Genomic DNA, 21730 nt, shown 5'->3' on the forward strand with positions numbered 1-21730 from the left:
AAGGGAAACGACATGCAGAGCCTCGACGCCTTCGCCGGCGAGAAGCTGACGGCCCTGGACGCCAAGAGCCTGCGCCGCCGGCTCAAGCCCACCCGCCGCCACGACGGCGCGATCGTGGAGCGTGACGGCAAGCGGCTGATCTCGTTTTCGTGCAACGACTATCTGGGCCTGTCGCATCACCCCGCCGTCCGCGCGGCGGCGGCCGAGGCGGCGCTGAACTATGGCGCGGGCGCGGCGGCCTCGCGCCTGGTCACCGGTGACCACCCGCTGCTGTCGGATCTGGAAAAGCGCCTGGCGCGCCTGAAGGGAACCGAGGCCGCCTGCGTGTTCGGTTCGGGCTATCTGGCCAATACCGGCGTCATTCCCACCCTGGTCGGGCCCGGCGACGCGATCTTCGTCGACGCCCTGGCCCATGCCTGCATCTGGGCCGGCGCGCAGCTGTCGGGCGCGAAGATCGTCAAGTTCGCCCACAACGACGTCGCCGATCTGGCCCGCCTGCTGGAGGCCGAACGGCCCGGCGTCCGCCACGCCCTGGTCGCCACCGACGGCGTCTTTTCGATGGACGGCGACATCGCCCCGCTAGACCAACTGTCGGCGCTCTGCGAACGCCACGACGCCTGGCTGCTCAGCGACGACGCCCATGGGGTCGGCGTTCTGGCGGGAGGGCGCGGTTCGGGCGCCTTGTTCCCGGACGCAAAAATCCCGCTGCAGATGGGCACACTGTCCAAGGCACTGGGGTCGTATGGCGGCTATCTGTGCGGCTCGCAGGCGGTGATCGATCTCCTGAAGACCCGGGCCCGCACCCTGGTCTACGCCACCGGCCTGCCGCCCGCCTCGGCCGCCGCCGCCCTGGCGTCGCTGGACATCATCCAGACCAATCCAGCCTTCACCGAACAACCGCTGGCCAAAGCGCGCCTGTTCACCCGCCGCCTGGGCCTGCCGGACGCCCATAGCCCGATCGTGCCGGTGGTGCTGGGCGAGGCCGACGCCGCCCTCGCGGCCTCCGCCGCGCTGGAAGGTCAAGGCTTCCTGGTCGTGGCGATCCGCCCGCCGACGGTGCCCGAGGGCACGGCCCGCCTGCGCGTGGCGTTCAGCGCCGAGCACGCCGACGCCGACGTGTTGCGCCTGGCCGATGCGATCGCGGTCCTGCGAAAGGCCGCGGCATGAAGGCGCTGTTCGTCGCCGGAACCGGCACCGATCTCGGCAAAACCCACATCGCCTGCGCTCTGCTGCGCGCCGCGCGCGCCAAAGGGCTGGGCGTGGACGCCTTCAAGCCGGTCGTCAGCGGTTTCGACCCCGATGCGCCAGCGAGCAGCGATCCGGCCCGCCTCGCCGCCGCCATCGGCCGCCCGGACGCCTGGTCGGAGGTCTCGCCCAAGCGCTATCGCGCCCCCTGGCCCCGAATCTCGCCGCCCGCCTGGAGGGGAGGCCCTGGCCATCGCGGACGTGACCGCCGACTGCCGGACCTGGCTGGACGGTCGCGACGTCGACCTCGCGCTGATCGAAGGCGCCGGCGGCGTCATGTCGCCGATGACCGACGACGCCACCAATCTGGACCTGATGGTCGCTCTGAGCCTACCGATCCTGCTGGTCGCTGGCAGCTATCTCGGCACCGCCAGCCACCTGCTGACCGCGCTGGAAGTCTTGCGAGCACGCGACCTGACCGTGGCGGCGATCGCGATCAGCGAAAGCCTCGACGCCCCAGACCTGGCCCAAACCGTCGAGATGCTGCGGGCGTTCGAAAGGCAGACGCCGATCCTGGTCGCGCCAAGGTGCCAGTCCTGGAAGGCTAGCGACCTGCTCGATTTGCTCTGACCGACAAGTCCGGTTGTCGATCACGCAGCGCTCACCCTAAGATCACCGTGGATTCCGGGGGGAACATGGCTGATATCGACGATGAGATCGCAGAACTGAAAACGCGTCTAGCGAAGCTCGAGGCCCAGAAGGCGGCTCAATCCACTGCGCCTTCGTCAACTGCCACCCCGGTCGTCGACGAGCCCACCAAGGACAAAGACGGCTTCACCAATCGCCTCACCACACTGATGGGCGGCGGCGCAGCACTATTCGTGGTGTTGGCTTTGCTCGCCAGCCTACTACCCAAGACGCCTACGCCTAAATCCGACCAGCCAGTCCCTGTCGATCTTCCACCAGGGCCGATCCAGCCGCTTACCCCGCGCGAGCCCGCCGCGCCACACTACGCCTGGACCTATTCCGAGGATGTCGACTCCATGTCCGACCGGAAGACACGGATGGCGTGTGTTGATTCCACCGACACCGTAAACCTCGATTGGCCTTACAAGGCCACCACCGCCGAGCTCTGTATCCGCAACAGTCCTAAGTTCGGCTTCGACGTCTTCTATCGCCTAAACGGCGACGGGCAGATCCTGTGCGACAGCTACGACGGCTGCTCGATCAAGATCCGCTACGGCGACGCGCCGGCCGGCCGCAATGGAGCCCTTACGTCGGAAGATCACTCATCGAACATCGTCTTCCTGACAGGCGCTCGCAATGTCGCCGCGCGCCTCGCCAAGGCCAAAAGCACACGCATGGAACTAACCTACTATCAGGCTGGCTCACAAACAGTGACCTTCCCAACGGAAGGTCTCGACCTCACCAAGGTCGGCCTGGGCGGCGGCAAGAAGAAGGGCTAGGCGTTACTTCTCTAGCCGCGCCACCAGGCTGGAGGTGTCCCACCGGTTGCCGCCCATGGCCTGGACCTCGGCGTAGAACCGGTCGATCAGGGCCGTGCTTTCCAGCTTGGCGCCGTTCCGGGTCGCCTCTTCCAGGGCGATGCCCAGGTCCTTGCGCATCCAGTCGACGGCGAAGCCGAAGTCGAACTCGCCGCGCGCCATGGTCGGCCAACGGTTTTCCATCTGCCACGACTGGGCCGAACCCTTGGAGATGGCGGCCAGCACGTCGTCGGTCGGCAGGCCCGCGCGCTTGGCGAAGTGCAGCGCCTCGGCCACGCCCTGGACGACGCCGGCGATGGCGATCTGGTTGCACATCTTGGTCAGCTGGCCCGCGCCCACCTCGCCCATGCGGCGCACGGCCTTGGCGTAGACCTCGATCACCGGCAGCACGCGGTCGTAAGACGCCTGGTCGCCGCCGGCCATGATGGTCAGCTGGCCATTCTCGGCCCCGGCCTGGCCACCCGACACCGGGGCGTCGACGAAGGCGCGGCCGCTCTGGGCCAGCAGCGCCGCCATCTCGCGGGCCACCGTGGCGGAGGTGGTGGTGTGGTCGACGATCACGGCGCCCTCGGCCAGGGCCGGCAGGGCTTGCGCCACGACGTCGCGGACATCGTCGTCATTGCCCACGCACAGCAGCACGACCTCGGCCCCGTTTACCGCCTCGGCGATGGCCTCGAACGCCTGGCCACCGTGTTTTTCAGCCCAGCGGCGGGCCTTTTCGGGGCTGCGGTTGTAGACGGCGACCTCGTGGCCGGCGGCCTTCAGGTGGCCCGCCATCGGAAAGCCCATCACGCCCAGGCCGATAAACGCCGTCTTCATGCCGCTGCTCCACTGGAAGATGGTCGGCATTACGCGCCCGACGCCCCCTGCGGCAACCCCATCTTAACGACCTTTGGGCAGGTTGCCGGTTCAAGGTTAAGCAGGCTTAAGCGCGATGGCGGTCAACAGCGAACAGCCGATCATCATCAAGAAGGTGAAGAAAGGCGGCGGACACGGTCACCATGGTGGCGCGTGGAAGGTCGCCTATGCCGACTTCGTGACGGCCATGATGGCCTTCTTCCTGCTGATGTGGCTGCTGAACACGACCAGCCCCGAGCAGAAGCAGGGCATCGCCGACTATTTCGCGCCCGCCTCGATCTCGTCGACCACCAGCGGCTCGGGCGGCATTCTGGGCGGCACCTCGCTGGGCGACGACGGCGCCAAGGCCGACGGCAAGATGTCGGTGATCCAGCAACTGGCCCCCGAAGCGCCCGACCACGTCGAAAAGGACGGCCAGAGCAGCACCACCCCCGCCAATCTCGACTCGGCCAGCGAACAGGCCCTGCGCGACGCCCTGGCCAAGAAGGAACAGGACGCCTTCGCCTCGGCCGCCCAGTCCCTGCGCCAGTCGCTGCAGGACATGCCGGAACTGGCCGAGCTGTCGAAGCAGATCATGATCGACCAAACCCCGGAGGGCCTGCGCATCCAGCTGGTCGACCAGGAAGGCCGCTCGATGTTCAAGGAGAACTCGCGCGAGCCGAACGACCGCGCCCGTATCCTGCTGCGCGCCGTCGCCAAGGTGATCAACCAACTGCCCAACCGCGTGACCATCTCGGGCCACACCAGCGCCAACGCTTACGGCAAGAAGCAGGACGGCGACTGGGCCCTGTCGGCCGGCCGCGCCGACGCCTCGCGTCAGATCCTGCGCGGCGCCGGCGTCGACGACGACCGCATCTACCAGGTTTCGGGAAAGGCCAATTCCGAGCCGCTGTACGCCGATGATCCAACCCTGGCGGGTAATCGCCGGATCTCGATCATCCTGCTGCGCGAAAAGCCGGTCCTGCCCGACAACCTGTAAAAGAGCCGACCTGTGACCGTTCGCCGCGTGATCCATGGATGACGCGCCGTGACGCTTGCGCAACCGGACGCTATGCCCCCTAATCCTCCTTAGGGCTGGTGATAGACGAGAGGGGTTAGGGCTACAGTGACGCAGCATTTTCCGACGCGGCAGCTTCGGTTCTTTCTGACGGCGCCCACGCCTTGCCCGTACTTGCCCGGCCGCGAGGAACGGAAGGTGTTCGCCCACCTGCCGCTGTCCGACGGTCCGACGGTCAACGACAGCCTGACCCAGGTCGGCTTCCGTCGTTCCCAGAACATCGCCTACCGTCCCGCCTGCGAGACCTGCCGCGCCTGCCAGTCGGCCCGGGCGCCGGCGGCCGAGTACGTGTTGTCGCGTTCCGAGCGAAAGACCCTGAACCGCAACGACGATCTCGAGCGCCATCTTGTCGAGGCCGAGGCGACGCTGGAGCAGTTCGAGCTGCTGCGTCGCTACCTGCTTGCCCGTCACGCCGACGGCGGCATGGCCGAGATGACCTGGCCCGACTACGTGGCCATGGTCGAGGACACCGCGGTCCGCACCCACCTGATCGAATATCGTCGCAAGTCGCAGGACCGAGGTCCGGGCGACCTGATCGCCTGCGTGCTGGTCGATGTCCTCGCCGACGGCCTGTCGCTAGTCTACAGCTTCTACGACCCGGACCTGATCAAGCGCAGCCTGGGCTCGTTCATCATCCTGGACCACATCGTCCAGGCCCAGCAGGGCGGCCTGCCCTATGTCTATCTGGGCTATTGGGTGCCGGGCAGCGAGAAGATGGCCTACAAGGCGCGCTTCTCGCCGCTGGAGATCCTCAAGCCTGGCGGCTGGTCGCTGATGTCGGCCCGCGAACGCGGCGCCCGTCCGCCCAGCATGCGCGGCGGAGCCAAGGATCCTTGCGACCTGCCGCTCAGCGACGCCGAACCGGCGGAGATCGAGGACCTGGGCTGAGGCCCGGCCCTCTTCCTCACACGCTAGCGGGCGAAGCTGACGCCGCCGTCGACGGTCACCGCGCCGCCCATCACGTAGTCCCCCGCCCGCGAGGCCAGATAGATGGCCGCGCCGGCCATGTCCTCTTCCGTGCCGATGCGCCCGGCCGGGATGGCTTTCGACACCGCGTCGGCATGGTCGCGGGCGACCTTGTTCATGTCCGAGGCGAAGGCGCCCGGCGCGATGCAGCTGACGGCGATGTTGTCGGCGGCCAGGCGCAGGGCCATGCGCTTGGTCATGTGCAGCAGACCGGCCTTGGACGCGCCGTAGGGATAGGTCTCGTCCTTGGTCACCGACTGACCGTCGATCGAGGCGATGTTGATAACCTTGGCCACCCGGTCCTTGGCGGCGGCGCGCAGCTGACCGATCAGGGCCTGGGTCAGGAAGAACGGCGTCTTCATGTTGAGGTCGACGGTCTTGTCCCAGCCGGCTTCAGGGAACTCGTCGAACGCCGCGCCCCAGGCCGCGCCGGCATTGTTGACCAGGATGTCGAGCTTGTCCTCGCGCTCCTTGATCCGGTCGGCCAGGCCCTGGATCCCTTCCAGGGTCGAGATGTCGCCCGGCAGCGAGACGCACTCGCCGTATTGGCTGAGTTCCTCGGCCGCGGCGTCGCAGGCGGCGGCCTTGCGGGCGGTGATGTAGACACGCTTGGCGCCATAGGTCAGGAAGCCCTTGACGATCATCGCGCCGATGCCGCGCGAGCCGCCGGTCACCAGGGCCACGCGGCCTTCGAGCGAGAACAGGTTCTGCATAACAATAACTCCTAGAAGCCGCGCGCGGCGGCCAGGGCGCCAAGGCGTCCGGTGATGTCGTGGAACTGGGCGACGGTCTCGTCGATGATCGCCTGGGCGGTCTTGACCTCGTCGATCAGGCCGACGGTCTGGCCCGCCAGCGCCGGCGCGGCCTCCATGTCGCCGCCGAAGTAGACGTCGAGAATGTTCTTCAGCACGTCGGGCGGCATGACGCCGGCCTCGTGGATTTCCTTGGTCAGCTCGGACTTGATGGCGCGGATGCAGGGACTGGCCTTCTTGTTCAGCACCCAGGTGCCGGTCTCCTTCGCGCCCGTGATCGCGGCCTTGTAGTTGGCGTGGACCGGGCTCTCGGCCGAGCTGACGAAACGGGTGCCCATCTGGATCGCCTCGGCGCCCAACGCGAAGGCCGCCGCCATGCCCCGCCCGTCGCAGATGCCGCCCGCCGCGATCAGCGGCACGTCGGTCCTGGCCCGGATGGCCTGCAGCAGGACCAGGGTCGAAACCTCCTCGGGATTCTTGAAGCCACCGCCTTCGGCGCCCTCGACGACCAGGCCATCGACGCCCGCCTCGACGCATTTGAGCGCCGCATCGACAGTCGGCACGGCGTGATAGACGACGATGCCCGCGTCCTTCAGCGGGCCGACGAACTTGGCGGGGCTGCCGGCCGAGGTGGTGACGAACTTGACCCCACTGTCGCAGACGAAGCGCAGCATCGCGTCGTCGCGCAGGAACAGGATCGGCAGGTTCACCCCGAACGGCAGGCCGCTGTCGGCCATCTTGGTGATCTCGGCCTTGCAGTTTTCGGTTTCACCGGACGAGGTCTCGATGATCCCCAGGCCGCCGGCCCGCGACACCGCCGAGGCCAGCGGATAGCGGGCGATCCAGCCCATCGGGGCCTGGACGATCGGGTATCTGGCGCCCGTATGCTTCAGGACGCGGTTCATGGGACCAGCAGCACCCGGCCCACGGCCTGGCGGCTTTCGATATAGGCGTGGGCGGCGGCCGCCTCCGACAGCGGGAAGGTCTTGTCGATGACGACCTCCAGCTCACCCTTGGCGGCGCGGTCGATCAGGTCCTGGATCATGTCATGGACACGATCGGTCATGATCTCGGCGCCCAGGAAGACCCCGGTCAAAGACCGGTTGCCGCCCATCAGCGAGCTGACGTCCACCTTCATCGGCTCGCGTCCGGCATTGCCGACCAGCGAGATGCGGCCGCGATAGCCCAGCGCGCCCAAGCTGCCCTGAAGCGTCGCGCCACCGACCGGGTCGACGACCAGGTCCACGCCCTTGCCGCCGGTCAGCTTCATCACCTGCTCGACCAGGTCGTCGCGGCGATAGTTGATCCCGTGGTCCATGCCGAACGCCGTCAGGCGCTGCAGCCGCTCGTCGCTGGAGGCCGAGGCCAGAACCGTCGCGCCGGCTTGCTTGGCCAGCTGGATCGCGGCCAGGCCGACGGCCCCCGCCCCGGCCTGCACCAGCACGGTCTCGCCGGCCTTCAAACGGCCCGCGCCGAACAGGCACTCATGCGCCGTGCCGAACGGCACCGGAATGGCCGAGGCCTTCTGGATGTCGAAGCCGTCCGGGATGGGCCAGGCGTTGCGGGCCGGGACCGCGCGCAATTCGGCATGCGAGCCAAAGGCGTTCACGGTGACGACCTTCTGGCCGACCTTCATGTGGCTGACCTCGGCTCCGACCTCGACGATCTCGCCGGCCGCCTGGTAGCCGACGATGTGCGGACTGCCAGCCATCTGGCCGCCGCCGCGGTTGAGGGTGTCACCGCCTTCGATGCTGACCGCCTCGACGCGGATCACCACGCCCTGCGGGTGGCAGACGGGATCGGGGACGTCCTCGTAGCGAAGGACGTCCGGCGCCCCGGTCTCGTAATAGACGGCGGCCTTCATCGTATTCTCCCTGAAATTCTTGTTCTTGCTTGGGAAAGTCACTTCTTCGGATCGACGAGGGCTTCGTAGACCAGCTTGGCGCTGTCATCGTCGATGTCCTTGATCGCCGGATCCCCGTCCTTGTTGAGGATGTGAATCATGCCCAGGAAGAAGAGGTCATTCTTGGGATCGATCCAGAACCAGGTGCCGGCCGCGCCGCCCCAGCTATAGGTCCCCTCGCCCTGCGGCCCAGCCTTGGCGCTGTCCAGCACGACGGCGAAATCGAGGCCGAAACCCCTGCCCCGCGCCGTGTTGAACGGCGGCTCGCTGGAGTTCATGATCGTGTCGCTGAGCATGTTCGTCCGCATCAGCTTCACGGTCTCGGGCTTCAGGATCCGCTTGCCCTCCAGCGCGCCGCCATTCAGCAGCATCTGGGCGAAGCGGGCGTAGTCGGCGTTGGTCGAGACCAGACCGCCGCCTCCAGAGGCCACGACCGGCGGCTTGCTGATGTCCAGCACCATGAAGCCCTCGGCGGGAACCAGCTTCTTCTCCTTGGGGCTCCAGACGTACAGCGACGCCAGACGATCGGTCTTGGCGGCCGGCAGCCAGAAGCCCGTGTCGGTCATCTTCAGCGGCGCGAAGATCCGCTTCTGCATGAAGTCGCCCAGCGACATGCCGGTCAGCTTCTCGATGATCAGCCCCTGGATGTCGACCGAGACGCTGTATTTCCAGCGCGTCCCCGGCTGGGCCACCAACGGCAGGGCGGCGACCTTCTGGACGAACTCCTGGCGAGACTTCGCGCCCAGCACGCCGGTGTCGACATAGGCCTTGTCGATCGGGTTGTCTGGGACCAGGCCATAGGCGAAGCCGCCCGAATGGCTCATCAGTTCGCGCATGGTCGGCGGGCGGTCGGCCGGAACCGTGTCGAACGAGCCGTCGGGATTGACGCCCTTGAAGACCCGCAGGGACGCGAACTCCGGCACGTACTTGCTGACCGGGTCGTCCAGCTTCCACTTGCCCTCCTCATAGAGGATCATCATCGCCACGCCGGTGACCGGCTTGGTCTGGGAGTAGATGCGGAAGACCGTGTCCCTGGTCATGGGCGGGCCGTCGAAGCCCTTCTTGCCGTGGACTTCGAAGTTCACGACCTTGCCATGACGGACCAGCATGGTGGTGACACCCGGCAGATGGCCGGTGTCGACCAGGCCCTGCATATGGGCGTCCAGCTTCTTCAGCCCCTCGGCCGAGAAGCCGGCGCTCTGCGGGGCGGCCGCGACGATGGCGGGCGTGGCGGCCAGAACGGCGGAAGAACCGCCCCCAAGCACGGTCGCGGCCAACACCGCCGCGATCAAATTGCGAAACGCCAAGCCCCACCTCCCGAACAGATGTTTGAGGCGACCTTAGAGGGCGTCCTCGCGGGATGAAACCCGCTTTTTCAGCGACGGGGCCCGGCACGCCCGATGGTCGCTCACGTTAAGGTTTTTTCATTCAAAGCGGGGTTGATCGAACGGCGTTCATGTATATTTTTTACTGCACGAGGGATTACGAAATATACATGAAGGGGGCTGCTCCATGGCCACGATCGACAACCTGGTCTCAATCTACCGCAACGTTCACCGCCTGCCGGCCAATTCCGATCTTCCGGAAAGCGCCTGGACGCAGCTGACGCTGATGGCCCAGGGCATCGACATCGCGCGCGGCGGCCAGGTGGCCGGCGACATCTGGACCTATGCCGCCGCCGTCGACTGGATCCAGGATAGCGCCAAGGCCACCACCCAGGTCGCCGTGCTGTCCTACGGCTTCCTCACCGACATCAGCCTGGGTTCGGCCGGGCTCGACTATCTGGTCTCGGCGAAGGGCGGCAATCCCAACAACCTGAACAGCGACTACTATGCCGGCTTCAGCCTCGAGGATCGCTTCATCAACTTCGCCCTCAACCTGGTGAAGTTCGGCGACGCCAAGGACGAGTTCTCGGCCGCCTACGGCGAGAACGCCTCGCCCATCAACACCTTCCAGAAGGCCTATCTGAAGCTGTTCGGCGTCGAGAAGACCCTGGACGAGATCCTCGCCATCTTCGCCGAGCCGGTGCCGGACGGCCATGGCGGGACCCAAGCCCGCTTCGCCCATTTCGAGGACATCGGCGGCGACGGCTCGTTCGGTATCGGCACCCGCGCGGCCATGGTCGGCTGGTTGATGGCCGAGGCGGTCAAGAGCGGCCAGGGCCCCTATGTCGAGGCGATGAAGGCCTACCTGGCTGACGTCGGCCTGGAGGGCAAGGTCACCCCCGTCAACGCCTTCATCTCGCTATACGGCGAGGGCGGCGATTACGCAGAAGGTGGTCCGGACCATCCCGGCCTGCCCGGCGAGAAGGCCAGCTTCGCCCACGACTGGAACGTGGACGCCTTCAACCAGGAACCCGACGATAACACCCACGTCCTGGCCAGCGACGGCAACGACGTGATCAAGCCGATCATCACCGACGGTCCCGGCGGCCTGGACGCGGGCAAGCACATCCGCACCGCCGGCGGCAACGACATCGTCCTGGTCGACAACGGCGTCATGCGCGGCCTGATCGACACCGGGACCGGCAACGACCAGATCTTCCTTGAGAAGCTGGACGGCCACGTCATCACGGGCGCCGGCTACGACAGCATCGACATCGGCTCGTTCGCCACGCTGCACCTGGCCGGCGGCAAGGTGACCGACATCGCGGTGATCGAGGATTTCCAGAAAGGCTTCGACCTGCTCGGCTTCGCCGGCGTGGCCGGTCCGGGCGAGAAGAAGCAGCTCTACTTCGTCACCACCGCCACCTTCGATGAGGCCCTGACGGCCTATGCCGGGATCACCGCCGCCAACAACAACACCGTCTTCGAGTGGGGCAACGATACCTACATCTTCCACAATAACGGCGTGGCCGGGCTCGATGCGGGCGACGGCCTGATCAAGCTGGCAGGCGTCACCGGCCTGACCGTCGGCAAGTCCAGCGAGGCGGCCGACATCCTCTTCGCGGCCTAGAACTTCAGCCCTTCCAGGACCGTGACGGAACTCCCCTCGCCTCGGCGGGGGGAGTTTTCCTTTTGGACGATCAGCGCGCGGTCGTCGGCTTCGTCGACGCGGCCACCTTGGTGGGCGGTTGCGCCGGCGTCGGCGGCGCCGGCGGCGGACGCTCGATCGCCTGATAGACCAGGGTCCGCGACTGGGCGTCCAGGCCGGGCCCGACGCCGCCCAGGCGCTGGATCATGCCGATGAAGAACAGGTCGTTGACCGGGTCGATCCAGAACCAGGTGCCGGCGCTGCCGCCCCAGCTGACCGTGCCGGGCCCGACCGGCGCGCCGGAGGCGGCAGGGTCGACGGCCACGGCCATGTCCAGGCCATAGCCCATGCCGGCGGCGAACGGGAAAGGCTTGGGCCCCGGCTTCAGGACGCCCGTCGTGCCATTGGTCGTCACCACGAAGCCCGGCGGCAGGTGGTTCTGGGTCATCAGGGCCACGGACTCCGGCTTGAGGATCCGGATCCCACCCAGTTCGCCCTTGTTCAAGATCATCTGGGCGAAGCGGGCGAAGTCGCCGGCGGTCGAGACCAGCCCGCCCCCGCCCAGCGGCGCGGCCGGCGGCTTGCTAACGTCGCGCCAGGCGCCCTCCACGGCCGGGACCAGCTGGCCGGTGACCGGGTCACCGTCATACAGAGCCGCCAGGCGGCGCTGCTTCTGCTCGGGAACGAAGAAGGCGGTATCCTTCATGCCCAGAGGCGCGAAGATGTGCTCCTCCATGAACACCGGCAGGCTCTCGCCCGACAGCTTCTCGACGATGTAGCCCTGGATATCGGCCGCCACGCTGTAGCGCCACAGCTGGCCGGGCTCGGAGAACATCGGCAGGCCCGAGACCTTCTGGACCAGGTCCGTCAGGGACGAGGACTGCAGCACGCCGGCCCGATAGTAGGCCTGGTCGGCCGGACTGTTGGGATCGTCGGCCAAGCCGTAGGCGAAGCCGGCCGTGTGGGTCATCAGCTCGCGCATGGTCGGCGGTCGAGTGACCGGGGCCAGGATCGGCTGACCCGCCGCGTCGACACCCGTGGCGATGCGCAGGTTGGCGAACTCCGGCACGTACTTGCTGACCGGGTCGTCCAGCTTCCACAGCCCCTGCTCGTACAGGATCATCATCGCCACGCCGGTGACCGGCTTGGTCTCCGAGCGGATGCGGAAGATGGCGTCGAACGGCATCGGCTCGCCGCCCAGGGCGCGGTGGCCGAAGGCCATGGCGTGGACCACGCGACCGTGGCGGGCCAGCAGGGTCACGCCGCCGGCGACTTGGCCGTTGGCCGCCATCGCCTGCATGTGCTCGTCCAGACGCCTGAGGCGCTCGGCGCTGAAGCCCAGGTCCTCGGGCTTGCCCTTGGGCAAGGCCAGGGCCGGGGTCGCGGCGACGGCCACGCAGCCGAAGACACTGGCGAGAACGCTCAGCGCGCGGCGACGCAGCCGTTTCAACCTCATTTCGGCCTGAACCGCTTGTTGGTGGCGAAGCCGCGCGGGGCCAGCTTGCCCGCCCCCGCCCGGCGGCCGATCCATTCCTTCCACTCCGCCCAGTCGCGTCGGCGGCCGGCGGTGTCGATCCAGTAGGCCCCGGTCTCGGCGTTGAACGACAGGCCGTCGCGCAGGCCGCCTTCGCGATAGGCCTGCAGCTTGACGCCCTTGCCGCGCGGCATTTCCGGCAGTTCCTCGATCGGGAAGATCAGGATCTTGCCGTTGTCGCCGATCACCGCGAACTGGTCGCCCACGGCCTCGAGGCAGAAGGCGGCGCCGGCGGCGTCGACGGTCAGGACCTGCTTGCCGGCCTTACGGTTGGCCAGGGCTTCTTCCTCGGGCATCAGGAACCCGTAGCCCAACTTCGAGGCCAGAATACGCTTGCGGCCGGCCTTGAACGGGAAGACGTCGACGATCTTCACCTTGTCGTCCAGCTCGATCATCATCCGCACCGGCTCGCCATGGCCCCGCGCGCTGGGCAGCTTGTCACAGCCCAGGGTGAAGAACCGGCCGTCGCTGGAGAAGATCAGCAGCTTGTCGGTGGTCTCGGCGGGGACCAGGAAGCCCAGCTTGTCGCCTTCCTTGAACTTCAGCTCGGACGGGTCGTCGATCTTGCCCTTGGCGGCGCGGATCCAGCCGCGCTCCGACAGGATGATCGTGATCGGCTCGCGGACGATCATCGCCTCGATGGCGGCGTCGGCGTCGACCACTGGCGCGTCGGCGAAGATCGAGCGGCCGGTCACGCCGGTCGGGCGGCCGCCCTTGTCCAGCGGGTGCTTGATCTTCAGCAGGGCCTCTCGAACCTGGCCCAGGCCCACGCCCACCAGCTTCCACTGCTTTTCGTCGCTGGCCAGCATGGCCAGGATGCCGTCGCGCTCCTCGACCAGCTCGGCGTGCTCGCGGCGGATCTCCATCTCTTCCAGCTTGGCCAGCTGGCGCAGGCGAGTGTTGAGGATGGCGTCGGCCTGGATGTCCGAGAGCGTGAAGGCCTCGATCAGCTTTTCCTTCGGCTTGTCCTCGTAGCGGACGATCCGAATGACCTCGTCGAGGTTCAGATAGGCGATCAGCAGGCCGTCCAGGATGTGCAGACGGGCTTCGATCTTGGCCAGGCGGTGGCGGGCCCGGCGGGTCAGCACCTCGCGGCGGTGAGCCAGGAAGGCCATCAGGGCCTGCTTGATGCCCATGACGCCCGGCGTGCCCCGCGCGTCCAGCACGTTGATGTTGACCGGGAAGCGGCTTTCCAGCGCCGAGAGCTTGAACAGGCTCTCCATCAGCACTTCGGGCTCGACGTTCTTGGACTTCGGCTCGAGGACGAGGCGGATGTCCTCGGCGCTCTCGTCGCGGACGTCGCCCAGCAGGGCGGCCTTCTTGCTGTCGATCAGGTCGGCCAGTTGCTCGACCAGGTCCGACTTCTTCACCTGGTACGGGATCTCGGTGACGACGATCTGATACGTGCCGCGACCGGTGTCTTCCTTTTCCCACTTGGCGCGGATGCGCACGCCGCCACGGCCCGTCTCGTAGGTCTCGAGCAAGGAGGCGCGCGGCTCGACGATGACGCCGCCGGTCGGGAAGTCAGGACCGGGGACCTTTTCCAGCAGGTCCTCGGTCGTCGCGTCGGGATTGGCCAGCAGCAGCTGGCAGGCGTCGATCAGCTCGGCGGCGTTGTGCGGCGGGATCGAGGTGGCCATGCCGACGGCGATGCCCGACGAGCCGTTGGCCAGCAGGTTCGGGAAGCCCGACGGCAGGACCACCGGCTCCTCGTCCTGGCCGTCATAGGTGGGGCGGAAATCGACCGCGTCCTCGTCGATGCCGTCCAGCAGAAGCGTCGCCGCCTCCGTCATCTTGCATTCGGTGTAGCGCATGGCCGCGGCGCTATCGCCGTCGATATTGCCGAAGTTGCCCTGCCCCTCGACCAGCGGGATGCGCTGGCTGAACTCCTGGGCCAGGCGCACCAGGGCGTCGTAGATCGACTGGTCGCCGTGGGGGTGGAAGTTACCCATGACCTCGCCGACCACCTTGGCGCATTTGCGCGCGGCGGACTCGGGGTTCAGGCGCATGTTGCTCATCGCGTACAGGACGCGACGGTGCACGGGCTTGAGACCATCGCGCACGTCGGGCAGCGCCCGCGAGCCGATGGTCGAGAGCGCATAGGCCAGATAGCGCCGCGACAGAGCCTCGGTCAGGGGCTCGTCGAGGATGCGGTCGCCGTCGCCGGGGCCGCCAGGGGGAAGGACTGGTTTGTTCATCAGGCAGATTCGTGAGGTGTGGCCGGCACTTTAGCAGATGTGTCGGGAGCAGTTCGACGATTGTTCCACGGTTTTGAACGTCGGCTCACAGGCGATTGGCCTCGCTCAGCCGATCCAGCAGCCAGACCCGGGCCGGCGGCAGCGGTCGGTTCAGGGGGCCGAACACGAACTGCTCCAGGAAGTGGCCGGTGATGTCCAAGCCCGCCTTCACGTCGCCCTCGGCCAGACCGCCCTGCGAGGACAGCATGAACGGCGGCAGCGGCAGCAGCTTGTCGTGATAGGGCTTGCCCGCCGCGCGGCTGACGGCGCGGCCGGTGCGCGGGCTGACATAGACGAGATCGTCGAAGGTCCCGGTGGCGGCGCACTTGGACAGGTCCAGGCCGAAACCCAGCTCCTGCAGCAGCCCTGCCTCGTAGCGGACATAGACCGCCGGCCAGATCTCGGGAATTTCCAGCACGCGGATCAGGGCTTCCAGGGCATGGAAGGCGCCCGGATGGGCTTCGCGCTCCGGCAGGGCGGCGGCCGCGACGGCGGCGGCGGCGGACAGTCCCGCCAAGGCCAGACGGTCGTCGAACAGGCTGGAAGGCCCCTCGCCCATCGGTTCAAGGCTGGCGGAGCCCAACTGGTCCGAGACCCGGGCCCGGTAGCGGGCGATGACCCGCGCCCCCGGTTGCAGGAACGGCTTCATCCGCCGCGAGGCCGCGCCCGCCACATGGGCGGCGAACTTGCCGCGGTCCTGGGTGAGAAGTTCGACGATGGCGCCCGTCTCGCCATGCGAGCGGGCCGAGAGGACGTAGGCTTCGTCCTCCCACTCCTGGCTCAAGCGGGCGTCCCCCAGGCGACGACCTTCTCCAGCACCGGACGCCAGTCGGCCTCGACCGGCAGGCCGATCACGTCGCGCAGGGTCGCTTCCAGTTCGTCGACCGAAAGGTCGCGCTGCTCGACCACCGCGCCGGTCAGGTCGCGATGGGTGAAGCGGTTGTTCTTCAGGGCGTAGCGCGCGGTCGCCGTCGTGCGCCCCACCGTCATGCTCCAGGTGAAGTGCGAGCTGGGGTGGGTGTAGGTGAAGAAGTTGGCCTGCTCGTAGTCGACCTCGGCCCAACCGCCTTGCGACACATGGTAGAGGGTCGCCCAGCGGCCCGAGAGGTCGGCTTGCACCCGGCGCTCGGCCACGCCGCCCGTCTGGGTGTCGAGGATGCGGAACTTGCCGTGCGGGGTGTCCTGGACCTCGTCCGAGAACAGGCGCAGCGGCGCGGTCAGCACGCAGCCGCCGAAGCCGGCGTCGGCCAGCCAGACTTCGCCCTCGCCAAATTCTCCAGGGATGGTGACGCCCAGCACCTGGTGCGAGCGCGGACGCGGCGGCGCACCTTCCGGGGCCATCCACAGCACGCGGGCCATCAGCCCTTCGACCTGGAAGCCCAAGGCCTGCAGCACGCGCTTCAGGAGGCCGTTCTGCTCGTAGCAGTAGCCGCCTCGGCCGCCGCCGATCAGCTTGGCGTCGATATCGGCCGGAACGATGCTGATCCCGCGCCCCAGCAGGACGTCGAGGTTCTCGAACGGAATGGCGTCGGGATGCCGGACGGCGATGGCCCGCAGCGTCTCCCGGGTCGGGGCGCGAGGACCGTCATAGCCGATACGCCTGAAATAGGCGTCCAGATCCACGGCCGGAGCCGAAGCCGGCGCGTCAAACATCGAAGTCCAGCCCGATATCGCTGAACAGGCCGCGCTCCTCGGCCCAGTTCTCCTTGACCTTCACGTGCAGGAACAGGTGCACCTTGCGATCCAGGATCTCGCACAGCTCCTCACGCGAGGCCTGGCCGATCCACTTCAGGGTCTGGCCGCCCTTGCCGATCACGATGACCCGCTGGCCCTCGCGCTCGACCAGGATGGTCTGCTCGATGCGGACGCTGCCGTCCCGGCGTTCCTCGAAGGCGGTCGTCTCGACGGTGGCGGCGTAGGGCAACTCCTCGTGGACGCGCAGATAGACCTTCTCGCGGGTGATCTCGGCGGCCAGCAGGCGGGCCGGCAGGTCGGCGGTCTGATCTTCGGGATAGAGCCAGGGGCCTTCCGGCATCAGGGTCACCAGCTTGGCGGTCAGGTCCTCGACGCCCGCGCCGGTCGAGGCGCTGATCATGAAGACGTCGCTGTAGACGCCCTGATCGAAGAAGTCCTTGGCCACGGCCAACAGGGTGTCGCGCTTGATCCCGTCGATCTTGTTCAGGGCCAGTATGACCTTGCGGTCGGCGGCCTTGAGGCCCTCGATGATGGTCTGGACGTCCTGGGCCGAGCGGTATTCGCCGGGGGTGGCCTTGTCGGCGCGGCTGGCCAGCTCGGCCTGCACGTCGACCAGATGGACGGTGGCCTCGGCGTCTTCCGAGCCGGCCCAGGCCGAGCGGACCATGGCCCGGTCCAGGCGCCGGCGCGGGCTGAAGATCCCGGGAGTGTCGACGAGCACGATCTGGGTGTCGCCCTCGATGGCGACGCCGCGCACGGGGAAGCGCGTCGTCTGGACCTTCTGGGTCACGATCGAGACCTTGGCCCCGACCATGCGGTTGACCAGGGTGGACTTGCCGGCGTTCGGCGCGCCGATGATAGCGGCGAAGCCGGCGCGGGTGTTTTGGGAGGTGGTGTCAGTCATTGCGCGTGCGTGTAGCACCGATGGCGCGTTTTCGCGATGGGCGCGACTTCGCCGCTTCACGCGGCTGGCCGCTGAAGGTGATGAAAGGGACGCGGAGCGCCCCGGGCGACGCCCGGAGTGTGAGTTGGTAAGTACCGTTTCGACGAAGCCAAGACGCTCCGCGTGGTTCGTTATCCGGTGAGCCCGCGAGGCGGCGGGGTCTTAACCCGCTCCCACGTGAGGCCCCCGACGGGCGGGCCAGGGCGACGACCCCGGTCCCGGAACGCTCGGGCGATTTCAGCCCGGACCTGCCGCGTTCGCCTGATCCTCGCCGCCAGGGCTTCGTCCCGATGTTTCAGGGAGCCCGCATCTGGATCCGTCGCGAAGACGAGCCTCCCGAGAGAGACCCGGCGAGCGCTTCCCGCTCGCCCCCCCCTGACAGCCGTCTCGATCGCCGGCCGGACGTCCCTTCCGAGCCATCAGGTGCAGTTAGTATGAGGGGCGTTTTGAACGTGGATCATTCAGCGACGTCTAAAATCGACAAGCGTCTGATTTCGCTACGTTCAGTCCCGCGAATTCCGAGGATACAGCCTCCCCAATCCCCGTACTCGCCCCCTCCGCGCTGACGCGCTCCTCCCCCGGAGGGGGAAGAAGGAGCCGGCGCGAACCTTCCGCCCCCTCCGGGGGCGGACGACCACGCGAGGCGTGGTCAGGTGGGGCCCGCGGCGCTGGCCGCCTACCCCGCGCCTTCGCGTTCCAGCAGCGCCTTGGCCGCCGCTTTCTCCGCCTCTTGCCGGGACTTGCCCTTGGCGATGGCGGGATCCACCCCAACCACCGTCGCCTCGACCGTGAACACCGGCGCGTGATCGGGGCCGGTGCGGTCCAGGACCCGGTAGGTCGGCAGCGGCCGGCCCTTGCCCTGCGCCCATTCCTGCAGCGCGGTCTTGGAATCGCGCGGACGGCCCTCGCCCGCCCGGTCGAACTCATCGGCCCACAGCTTGAGGAACACGCCGCGCGCGGCGTCCAGGCCGCCGTCCTGATAGAGGGCCGCCATCAGCGCCTCGGTGGCGCCGGCCAGGATCGACTCGGTCTCGCGGCCGCCGATCTTGCTGGACGAGGCCGACAGGCGCAGGGCCGGGCCCAGCTCGGCGGCGCGGGCGACACGGGCGCAGGTCTCGCGGCTGACCAGGGCGTTCAGACGCGGAGCCAGCTCGCCTTCCTTGGCCTTGGGGAACCGCTGGGCCAGGGCCTCGGCGGCCAGCAGGCCCAGGACGCGGTCGCCGATGAACTCCAGCACCTCGTTGTCGCGGACCTTCTTGGCCCCGTCCCCGACGCTGGCGTGCGTCAGGGCGCGTTCGAGCAGTTCGCGATCCTTGAACTGATGGCCGATCCGGCGCTCCAGGTCGCCGACGGCGGCGACCCGTCTATCCATGTTGGGAGATCACTTCAGCACGTGGAAGAAGCGGCTGGGACGCGCGTTCAGGAACCACGTCCACGGCTTGAACAGGCTGGCCTCGGCGTTCCATGACAGCAGGATGATCTGGGCGCGGCCTACCAGGTTCTCGGCCGGGACGAAGCCGACCCCGACCTCGTCGCCGATGTACTGGTCCAGCTCGTAGTCCCACTTGCAGGCGCTCTCCTTGAACGGCGAGACGCCCGGATCGAAGCGGCTGTCGGCCGAGTTGTCGCGGTTGTCGCCCATGAAGAAGTAGCAGCCGGCCGGCACGGTGTAGACGCCGGTGTTGTCGCCGCGGCTGTCGGGACCGAAGTCCTGGGTGTCGTACTGGCGGCCTTCCGGGTTGGTTTCCTTGAAGCGCTGCACCTGCTGGGTGAAGCCATAGCCGGTGTCGACCAGGGCCGGGGCCTCTTCCTTGCGCGGCAGCGCCTTGCCGTTGATGTAGACCTGACCGCCGCGGATCTGGACCTTGTCGCCCGGCAGGCCGATCAGGCGCTTGATGTAGTCGGTGCGGTTGTCGCGCGGCAGCTTGAAGACGATGATGTCGCCCCGGTTGGGCGCATGGCCCAGGATCCGCCCCTTGATGATCGGCGGGCTGAACGGGATCGAGTGCTTGCTCCAGCCGTAGCTGAACTTCGACACGATGATGTAGTCGCCCTGATACAGGTTCGGCTCCATCGAGGCCGACGGGATCGTGAAGGGCTGGAACAGCAGGACCCGCAGCACCAGGGCGATGCCCAGGGCGTAGGCGACGGTCTTGATGATCTCGATCAACTCGGCGACGGCGCCCTTCTCTTCGGGCGGCGTGATGTCGGCGTCGGTCATGCGGGCGCTGAACTCTTCGAAGATGGATGTCCGGCGAACCGGTTCGGCTTTGCTAGACGGGCTTGGCTACCGGAGCAAGTGTGGCGCGTTAGCGGGGCTTTACGGCGAAGGTTGGACCAGCTGATCCGCCGGCAGCGCCTCGATGATCACGAAGGCCTGGGCGTAGGGGTGGTCGTCGGTCAGGGACAGGTGGATCACCGCCTCCATGCCCGGCGGGGTCATGGCCTTCAGCCGCTCCAGCGCGCCGCCGGTCAAGGCCATGGTCGGCTTGCCCGACGGCAGGTTGACCACGCCCATGCCGGCCAGGTGCACGCCGCGCTTCAGGCCCGTGCCCAGGGCCTTGGAACAGGCCTCCTTGGCGGCGAAGCGCTTGGCGTAGCTGGAGGCGCGGTCGGGCTTGCGCTCGGACCGCCGGCGTTCGATCTCAGTGAAGACCTTGTTGGTGAATCGGTCGCCGAAGCGCTCGAGGGACTTCTCGATCCGGCGGATGTCGCACAGGTCCGAGCCGATCCCGATGATCACGCGGCCTGCTCCGCTTCCAGGCGGGCCGCGTCCATCAGGGCCCGCATCCGCTGGATGGCCTGCGGCAGGCCGACGAAGATCGCTTCGCCGATCAGGAAGTGGCCGATGTTCAGCTCGGCGATCTGCGGGATGGCGGCGATCGGCTTGACCGTGGCGTAGTCGATGCCGTGGCCGGCATGGACCTCCAGGCCCAGCTCGGCGGCCAGGGCTGCGCCGGCCTTCAGCCGTTCCAGGATCGCTTCGGCGCGCGCGGTCTCCCCGGCGCGGGCGGCGTCGCAATAGGCGCCGGTGTGCAGCTCGATCACCTGGGCGCCGGCCTGGGCCGAGGCGCGGATCTGGGCCGGGTCGGGCTCGATGAATAGCGAGACGCGCGCGCCGACGGTGCGCAGGCGGCCCGTGGCGTCGGCGATGCGGTTCTGGCCCTTCACGACATCGAGGCCGCCTTCGGTGGTCACTTCTTCCCGACGCTCGGGCACCAGGCAGGCGGCGTGCGGCCGCGCGCCGATCGCGATGCCGACCATCTCGTCGGTCACCGCCATCTCGAAGTTCAGCGGCTTGCCGCGCTTGTGGCAAAGGTCGGTCAGGACGGCGATGTCGGCGTCGCTGATGTGCCGGCGATCCTCGCGCAGGTGGGCGGTGATGCCGTCGGCCCCGGCCGCCAGGGCTAGCTCGGCGGCCCGGACCGGTTCGGGATAGGAGGAACCGCGCGCGTTCCGGATCGTCGCTACGTGGTCGATGTTGACGCCCAGACGCAGCATGAGGATCAGCCCTTCAGCCGGCGGCTGCCGGGGTCTTCGATCGGGATCGCCGCCAGCTCCGGCGGCAGGGCGTCGGCCGGATAGGCCGGCACCGCCAGGCTGGCCAGGGCGATCAGCGGCACGCCGACATCCGCCTTGCCGCCCGAGCGGTCGACGATGCAGGCCGCCGCGACGACATCGCCGCCGGCGTCCTTGATCGCTTGGATGCATTCGCGCGACGACAGGCCCGTCGTGACGATGTCCTCGACCATCACGACCTTCTGGCCGGGCTCCAGGTGGAAGCCGCGCCGGAACTTGAAGCCGCCGCCCTCGCGCTCGACATAGATCGAGGGGACGTTCAGGTGACGGGCGGTCTCGTAGCCGGGGATGATGCCGCCGACGGCCGGCGAGACGGCGACGTCGACCTGCCCCACCGTGGCGATGATCTTCTGGGCCAGGGCCTTGCACAGCCGCTCGCAGCGCTCGGGCCGCATGAACACCAGGTTCTTCTGCAAGAACACCGGGCTGTGCAGGCCGCTGGACAGCACGAAGTGGCCTTCGCGCAGGGCGCCGGCGGCGCGGAATTCGTCGAGGACGTCGTCGTTGGTCATGAGCGACGGATATAGAAGCCCGCGCCTGAGT

20 protein-coding genes and 1 pseudogene are annotated in these 21730 nt (G+C 67.8%); 6 read left to right on the plus strand and 15 right to left on the minus strand.

Annotation, left to right across the window (positions count from 1 at the left end):
- The first annotated feature begins 12 nt into the window (after nt 1–12).
- From bioF to MZV50_RS15565, 3 genes and pseudogenes are all read left to right on the plus strand, one after another.
- The gene (bioF, locus tag MZV50_RS15555; protein WP_252630170.1) at nt 13–1167 is read left to right on the plus strand and encodes an 8-amino-7-oxononanoate synthase; all 1155 of its coding nucleotides are present in this window, start codon (nt 13–15) and stop codon (nt 1165–1167) included.
- Nucleotides 1164–1815, plus strand: a pseudogene (gene bioD / locus MZV50_RS15560) (dethiobiotin synthase). The gene bioF and the pseudogene bioD overlap by 4 nt, the downstream one beginning before the upstream one ends.
- A 65-nt stretch (nt 1816–1880) precedes the next feature.
- On the plus strand, nt 1881–2651 hold the full coding sequence (locus MZV50_RS15565; protein ID WP_252630172.1) for a hypothetical protein: 771 nt from the start codon (nt 1881–1883) through the stop codon (nt 2649–2651).
- Between the two features lie 3 nt (nt 2652–2654).
- On the opposite strand, the gene MZV50_RS15570 is transcribed toward MZV50_RS15565, so the two are convergent.
- The gene (locus MZV50_RS15570) at nt 2655–3539 is read right to left on the minus strand and encodes an NAD(P)-dependent oxidoreductase (RefSeq protein ID WP_436792179.1); all 885 of its coding nucleotides are present in this window, start codon (nt 3537–3539) and stop codon (nt 2655–2657) included.
- Nucleotides 3540–3624: 85 nt separating this feature from the next.
- On the opposite strand from MZV50_RS15570, the gene MZV50_RS15575 reads away from it, so the two are divergent.
- Nucleotides 3625–4527 carry a flagellar motor protein MotB gene (locus MZV50_RS15575; protein WP_252630176.1) on the plus strand — a complete coding sequence of 301 codons (903 nt, stop codon included), beginning with the start codon at nt 3625–3627 and terminating at the stop codon, nt 4525–4527.
- Nucleotides 4528–4653: 126 nt separating this feature from the next.
- On the plus strand, nt 4654–5493 hold the full coding sequence (locus tag MZV50_RS15580; protein ID WP_252630178.1) for an arginyltransferase: 840 nt from the start codon (nt 4654–4656) through the stop codon (nt 5491–5493).
- 23 nt (nt 5494–5516) lie between these two features.
- Here MZV50_RS15580 and MZV50_RS15585 read toward each other — a convergent pair whose 3' ends face one another.
- The 4 genes from MZV50_RS15585 to MZV50_RS15600 are packed head-to-tail and all read right to left on the minus strand — an operon-like array spanning nt 5517 to nt 9533.
- A complete protein-coding gene (locus tag MZV50_RS15585) occupies nt 5517–6284 on the minus strand; it encodes an SDR family NAD(P)-dependent oxidoreductase (RefSeq protein WP_252630180.1) in 768 nt (255 codons plus the stop codon).
- An 11-nt stretch (nt 6285–6295) separates the two neighbouring features.
- A complete protein-coding gene (locus MZV50_RS15590) occupies nt 6296–7228 on the minus strand; it encodes an NAD(P)H-dependent flavin oxidoreductase (RefSeq protein WP_252630181.1) in 933 nt (310 codons plus the stop codon).
- On the minus strand, nt 7225–8187 hold the full coding sequence (locus MZV50_RS15595) for a quinone oxidoreductase family protein (RefSeq protein WP_252630183.1): 963 nt from the start codon (nt 8185–8187) through the stop codon (nt 7225–7227). The genes MZV50_RS15590 and MZV50_RS15595 overlap by 4 nt, the downstream gene beginning before the upstream one ends.
- Before the next feature lie 38 nt (nt 8188–8225).
- Nucleotides 8226–9533: a serine hydrolase domain-containing protein gene (locus MZV50_RS15600; RefSeq protein ID WP_252630184.1), complete on the minus strand. Its 1308-nt coding sequence runs from the start codon at nt 9531–9533 to the stop codon at nt 8226–8228.
- A gap of 205 nt (nt 9534–9738) precedes the next feature.
- On the opposite strand from MZV50_RS15600, the gene MZV50_RS15605 reads away from it, so the two are divergent.
- Nucleotides 9739–11181 (plus strand): hypothetical protein, encoded by a 1443-nt coding sequence (locus MZV50_RS15605; RefSeq protein ID WP_252630186.1) that lies wholly within the window; start codon nt 9739–9741, stop codon nt 11179–11181.
- A gap of 70 nt (nt 11182–11251) precedes the next feature.
- Here MZV50_RS15605 and MZV50_RS15610 read toward each other — a convergent pair whose 3' ends face one another.
- The 10 genes from MZV50_RS15610 to pyrE all read right to left on the minus strand — a co-directional run bounded on the left by MZV50_RS15610 (nt 11252) and on the right by pyrE (nt 21699).
- A complete protein-coding gene (locus tag MZV50_RS15610) occupies nt 11252–12655 on the minus strand; it encodes a serine hydrolase domain-containing protein (protein WP_252630188.1) in 1404 nt (467 codons plus the stop codon).
- Nucleotides 12652–14931, minus strand: coding sequence for a DNA topoisomerase IV subunit A (gene parC, locus MZV50_RS15615; RefSeq protein WP_252630189.1), 2280 nt, complete (start codon nt 14929–14931; stop codon nt 12652–12654). Before parC ends, MZV50_RS15610 begins: the two co-directional genes overlap by 4 nt.
- Before the next feature lie 85 nt (nt 14932–15016).
- Nucleotides 15017–15754: a DNA repair protein RecO gene (recO, locus tag MZV50_RS15620; RefSeq protein WP_252630192.1), complete on the minus strand. Its 738-nt coding sequence runs from the start codon at nt 15752–15754 to the stop codon at nt 15017–15019.
- On the minus strand, nt 15751–16623 hold the full coding sequence (locus MZV50_RS15625; protein ID WP_252630193.1) for an arylamine N-acetyltransferase family protein: 873 nt from the start codon (nt 16621–16623) through the stop codon (nt 15751–15753). The genes recO and MZV50_RS15625 overlap by 4 nt, the downstream gene beginning before the upstream one ends.
- Entirely contained in the window at nt 16616–17569 is a 954-nt protein-coding gene (era, locus tag MZV50_RS15630; RefSeq protein WP_252630196.1) for a GTPase Era, read from the minus strand. Before era ends, MZV50_RS15625 begins: the two co-directional genes overlap by 8 nt.
- A gap of 715 nt (nt 17570–18284) precedes the next feature.
- On the minus strand, nt 18285–18980 hold the full coding sequence (rnc, locus tag MZV50_RS15635; protein ID WP_252630197.1) for a ribonuclease III: 696 nt from the start codon (nt 18978–18980) through the stop codon (nt 18285–18287).
- A gap of 9 nt (nt 18981–18989) precedes the next feature.
- Nucleotides 18990–19829: a signal peptidase I gene (gene lepB / locus MZV50_RS15640; protein ID WP_252630199.1), complete on the minus strand. Its 840-nt coding sequence runs from the start codon at nt 19827–19829 to the stop codon at nt 18990–18992.
- Between the two features lie 99 nt (nt 19830–19928).
- The gene (acpS, locus tag MZV50_RS15645; RefSeq protein ID WP_252630201.1) at nt 19929–20351 is read right to left on the minus strand and encodes a holo-ACP synthase; all 423 of its coding nucleotides are present in this window, start codon (nt 20349–20351) and stop codon (nt 19929–19931) included.
- Nucleotides 20348–21109, minus strand: a complete 762-nt coding sequence (locus tag MZV50_RS15650) for a pyridoxine 5'-phosphate synthase (protein ID WP_252630203.1) — start codon at nt 21107–21109, stop codon at nt 20348–20350. The genes acpS and MZV50_RS15650 overlap by 4 nt, the downstream gene beginning before the upstream one ends.
- A gap of 5 nt (nt 21110–21114) precedes the next feature.
- Nucleotides 21115–21699, minus strand: a complete 585-nt coding sequence (gene pyrE / locus MZV50_RS15655; protein ID WP_252630205.1) for an orotate phosphoribosyltransferase — start codon at nt 21697–21699, stop codon at nt 21115–21117.
- Nucleotides 21700–21730: the final 31 nt, after the last annotated feature.

It is taken from the genome of Caulobacter segnis, assembly GCF_023935105.1.
Classification (GTDB): domain Bacteria; phylum Pseudomonadota; class Alphaproteobacteria; order Caulobacterales; family Caulobacteraceae; genus Caulobacter; species Caulobacter segnis_B.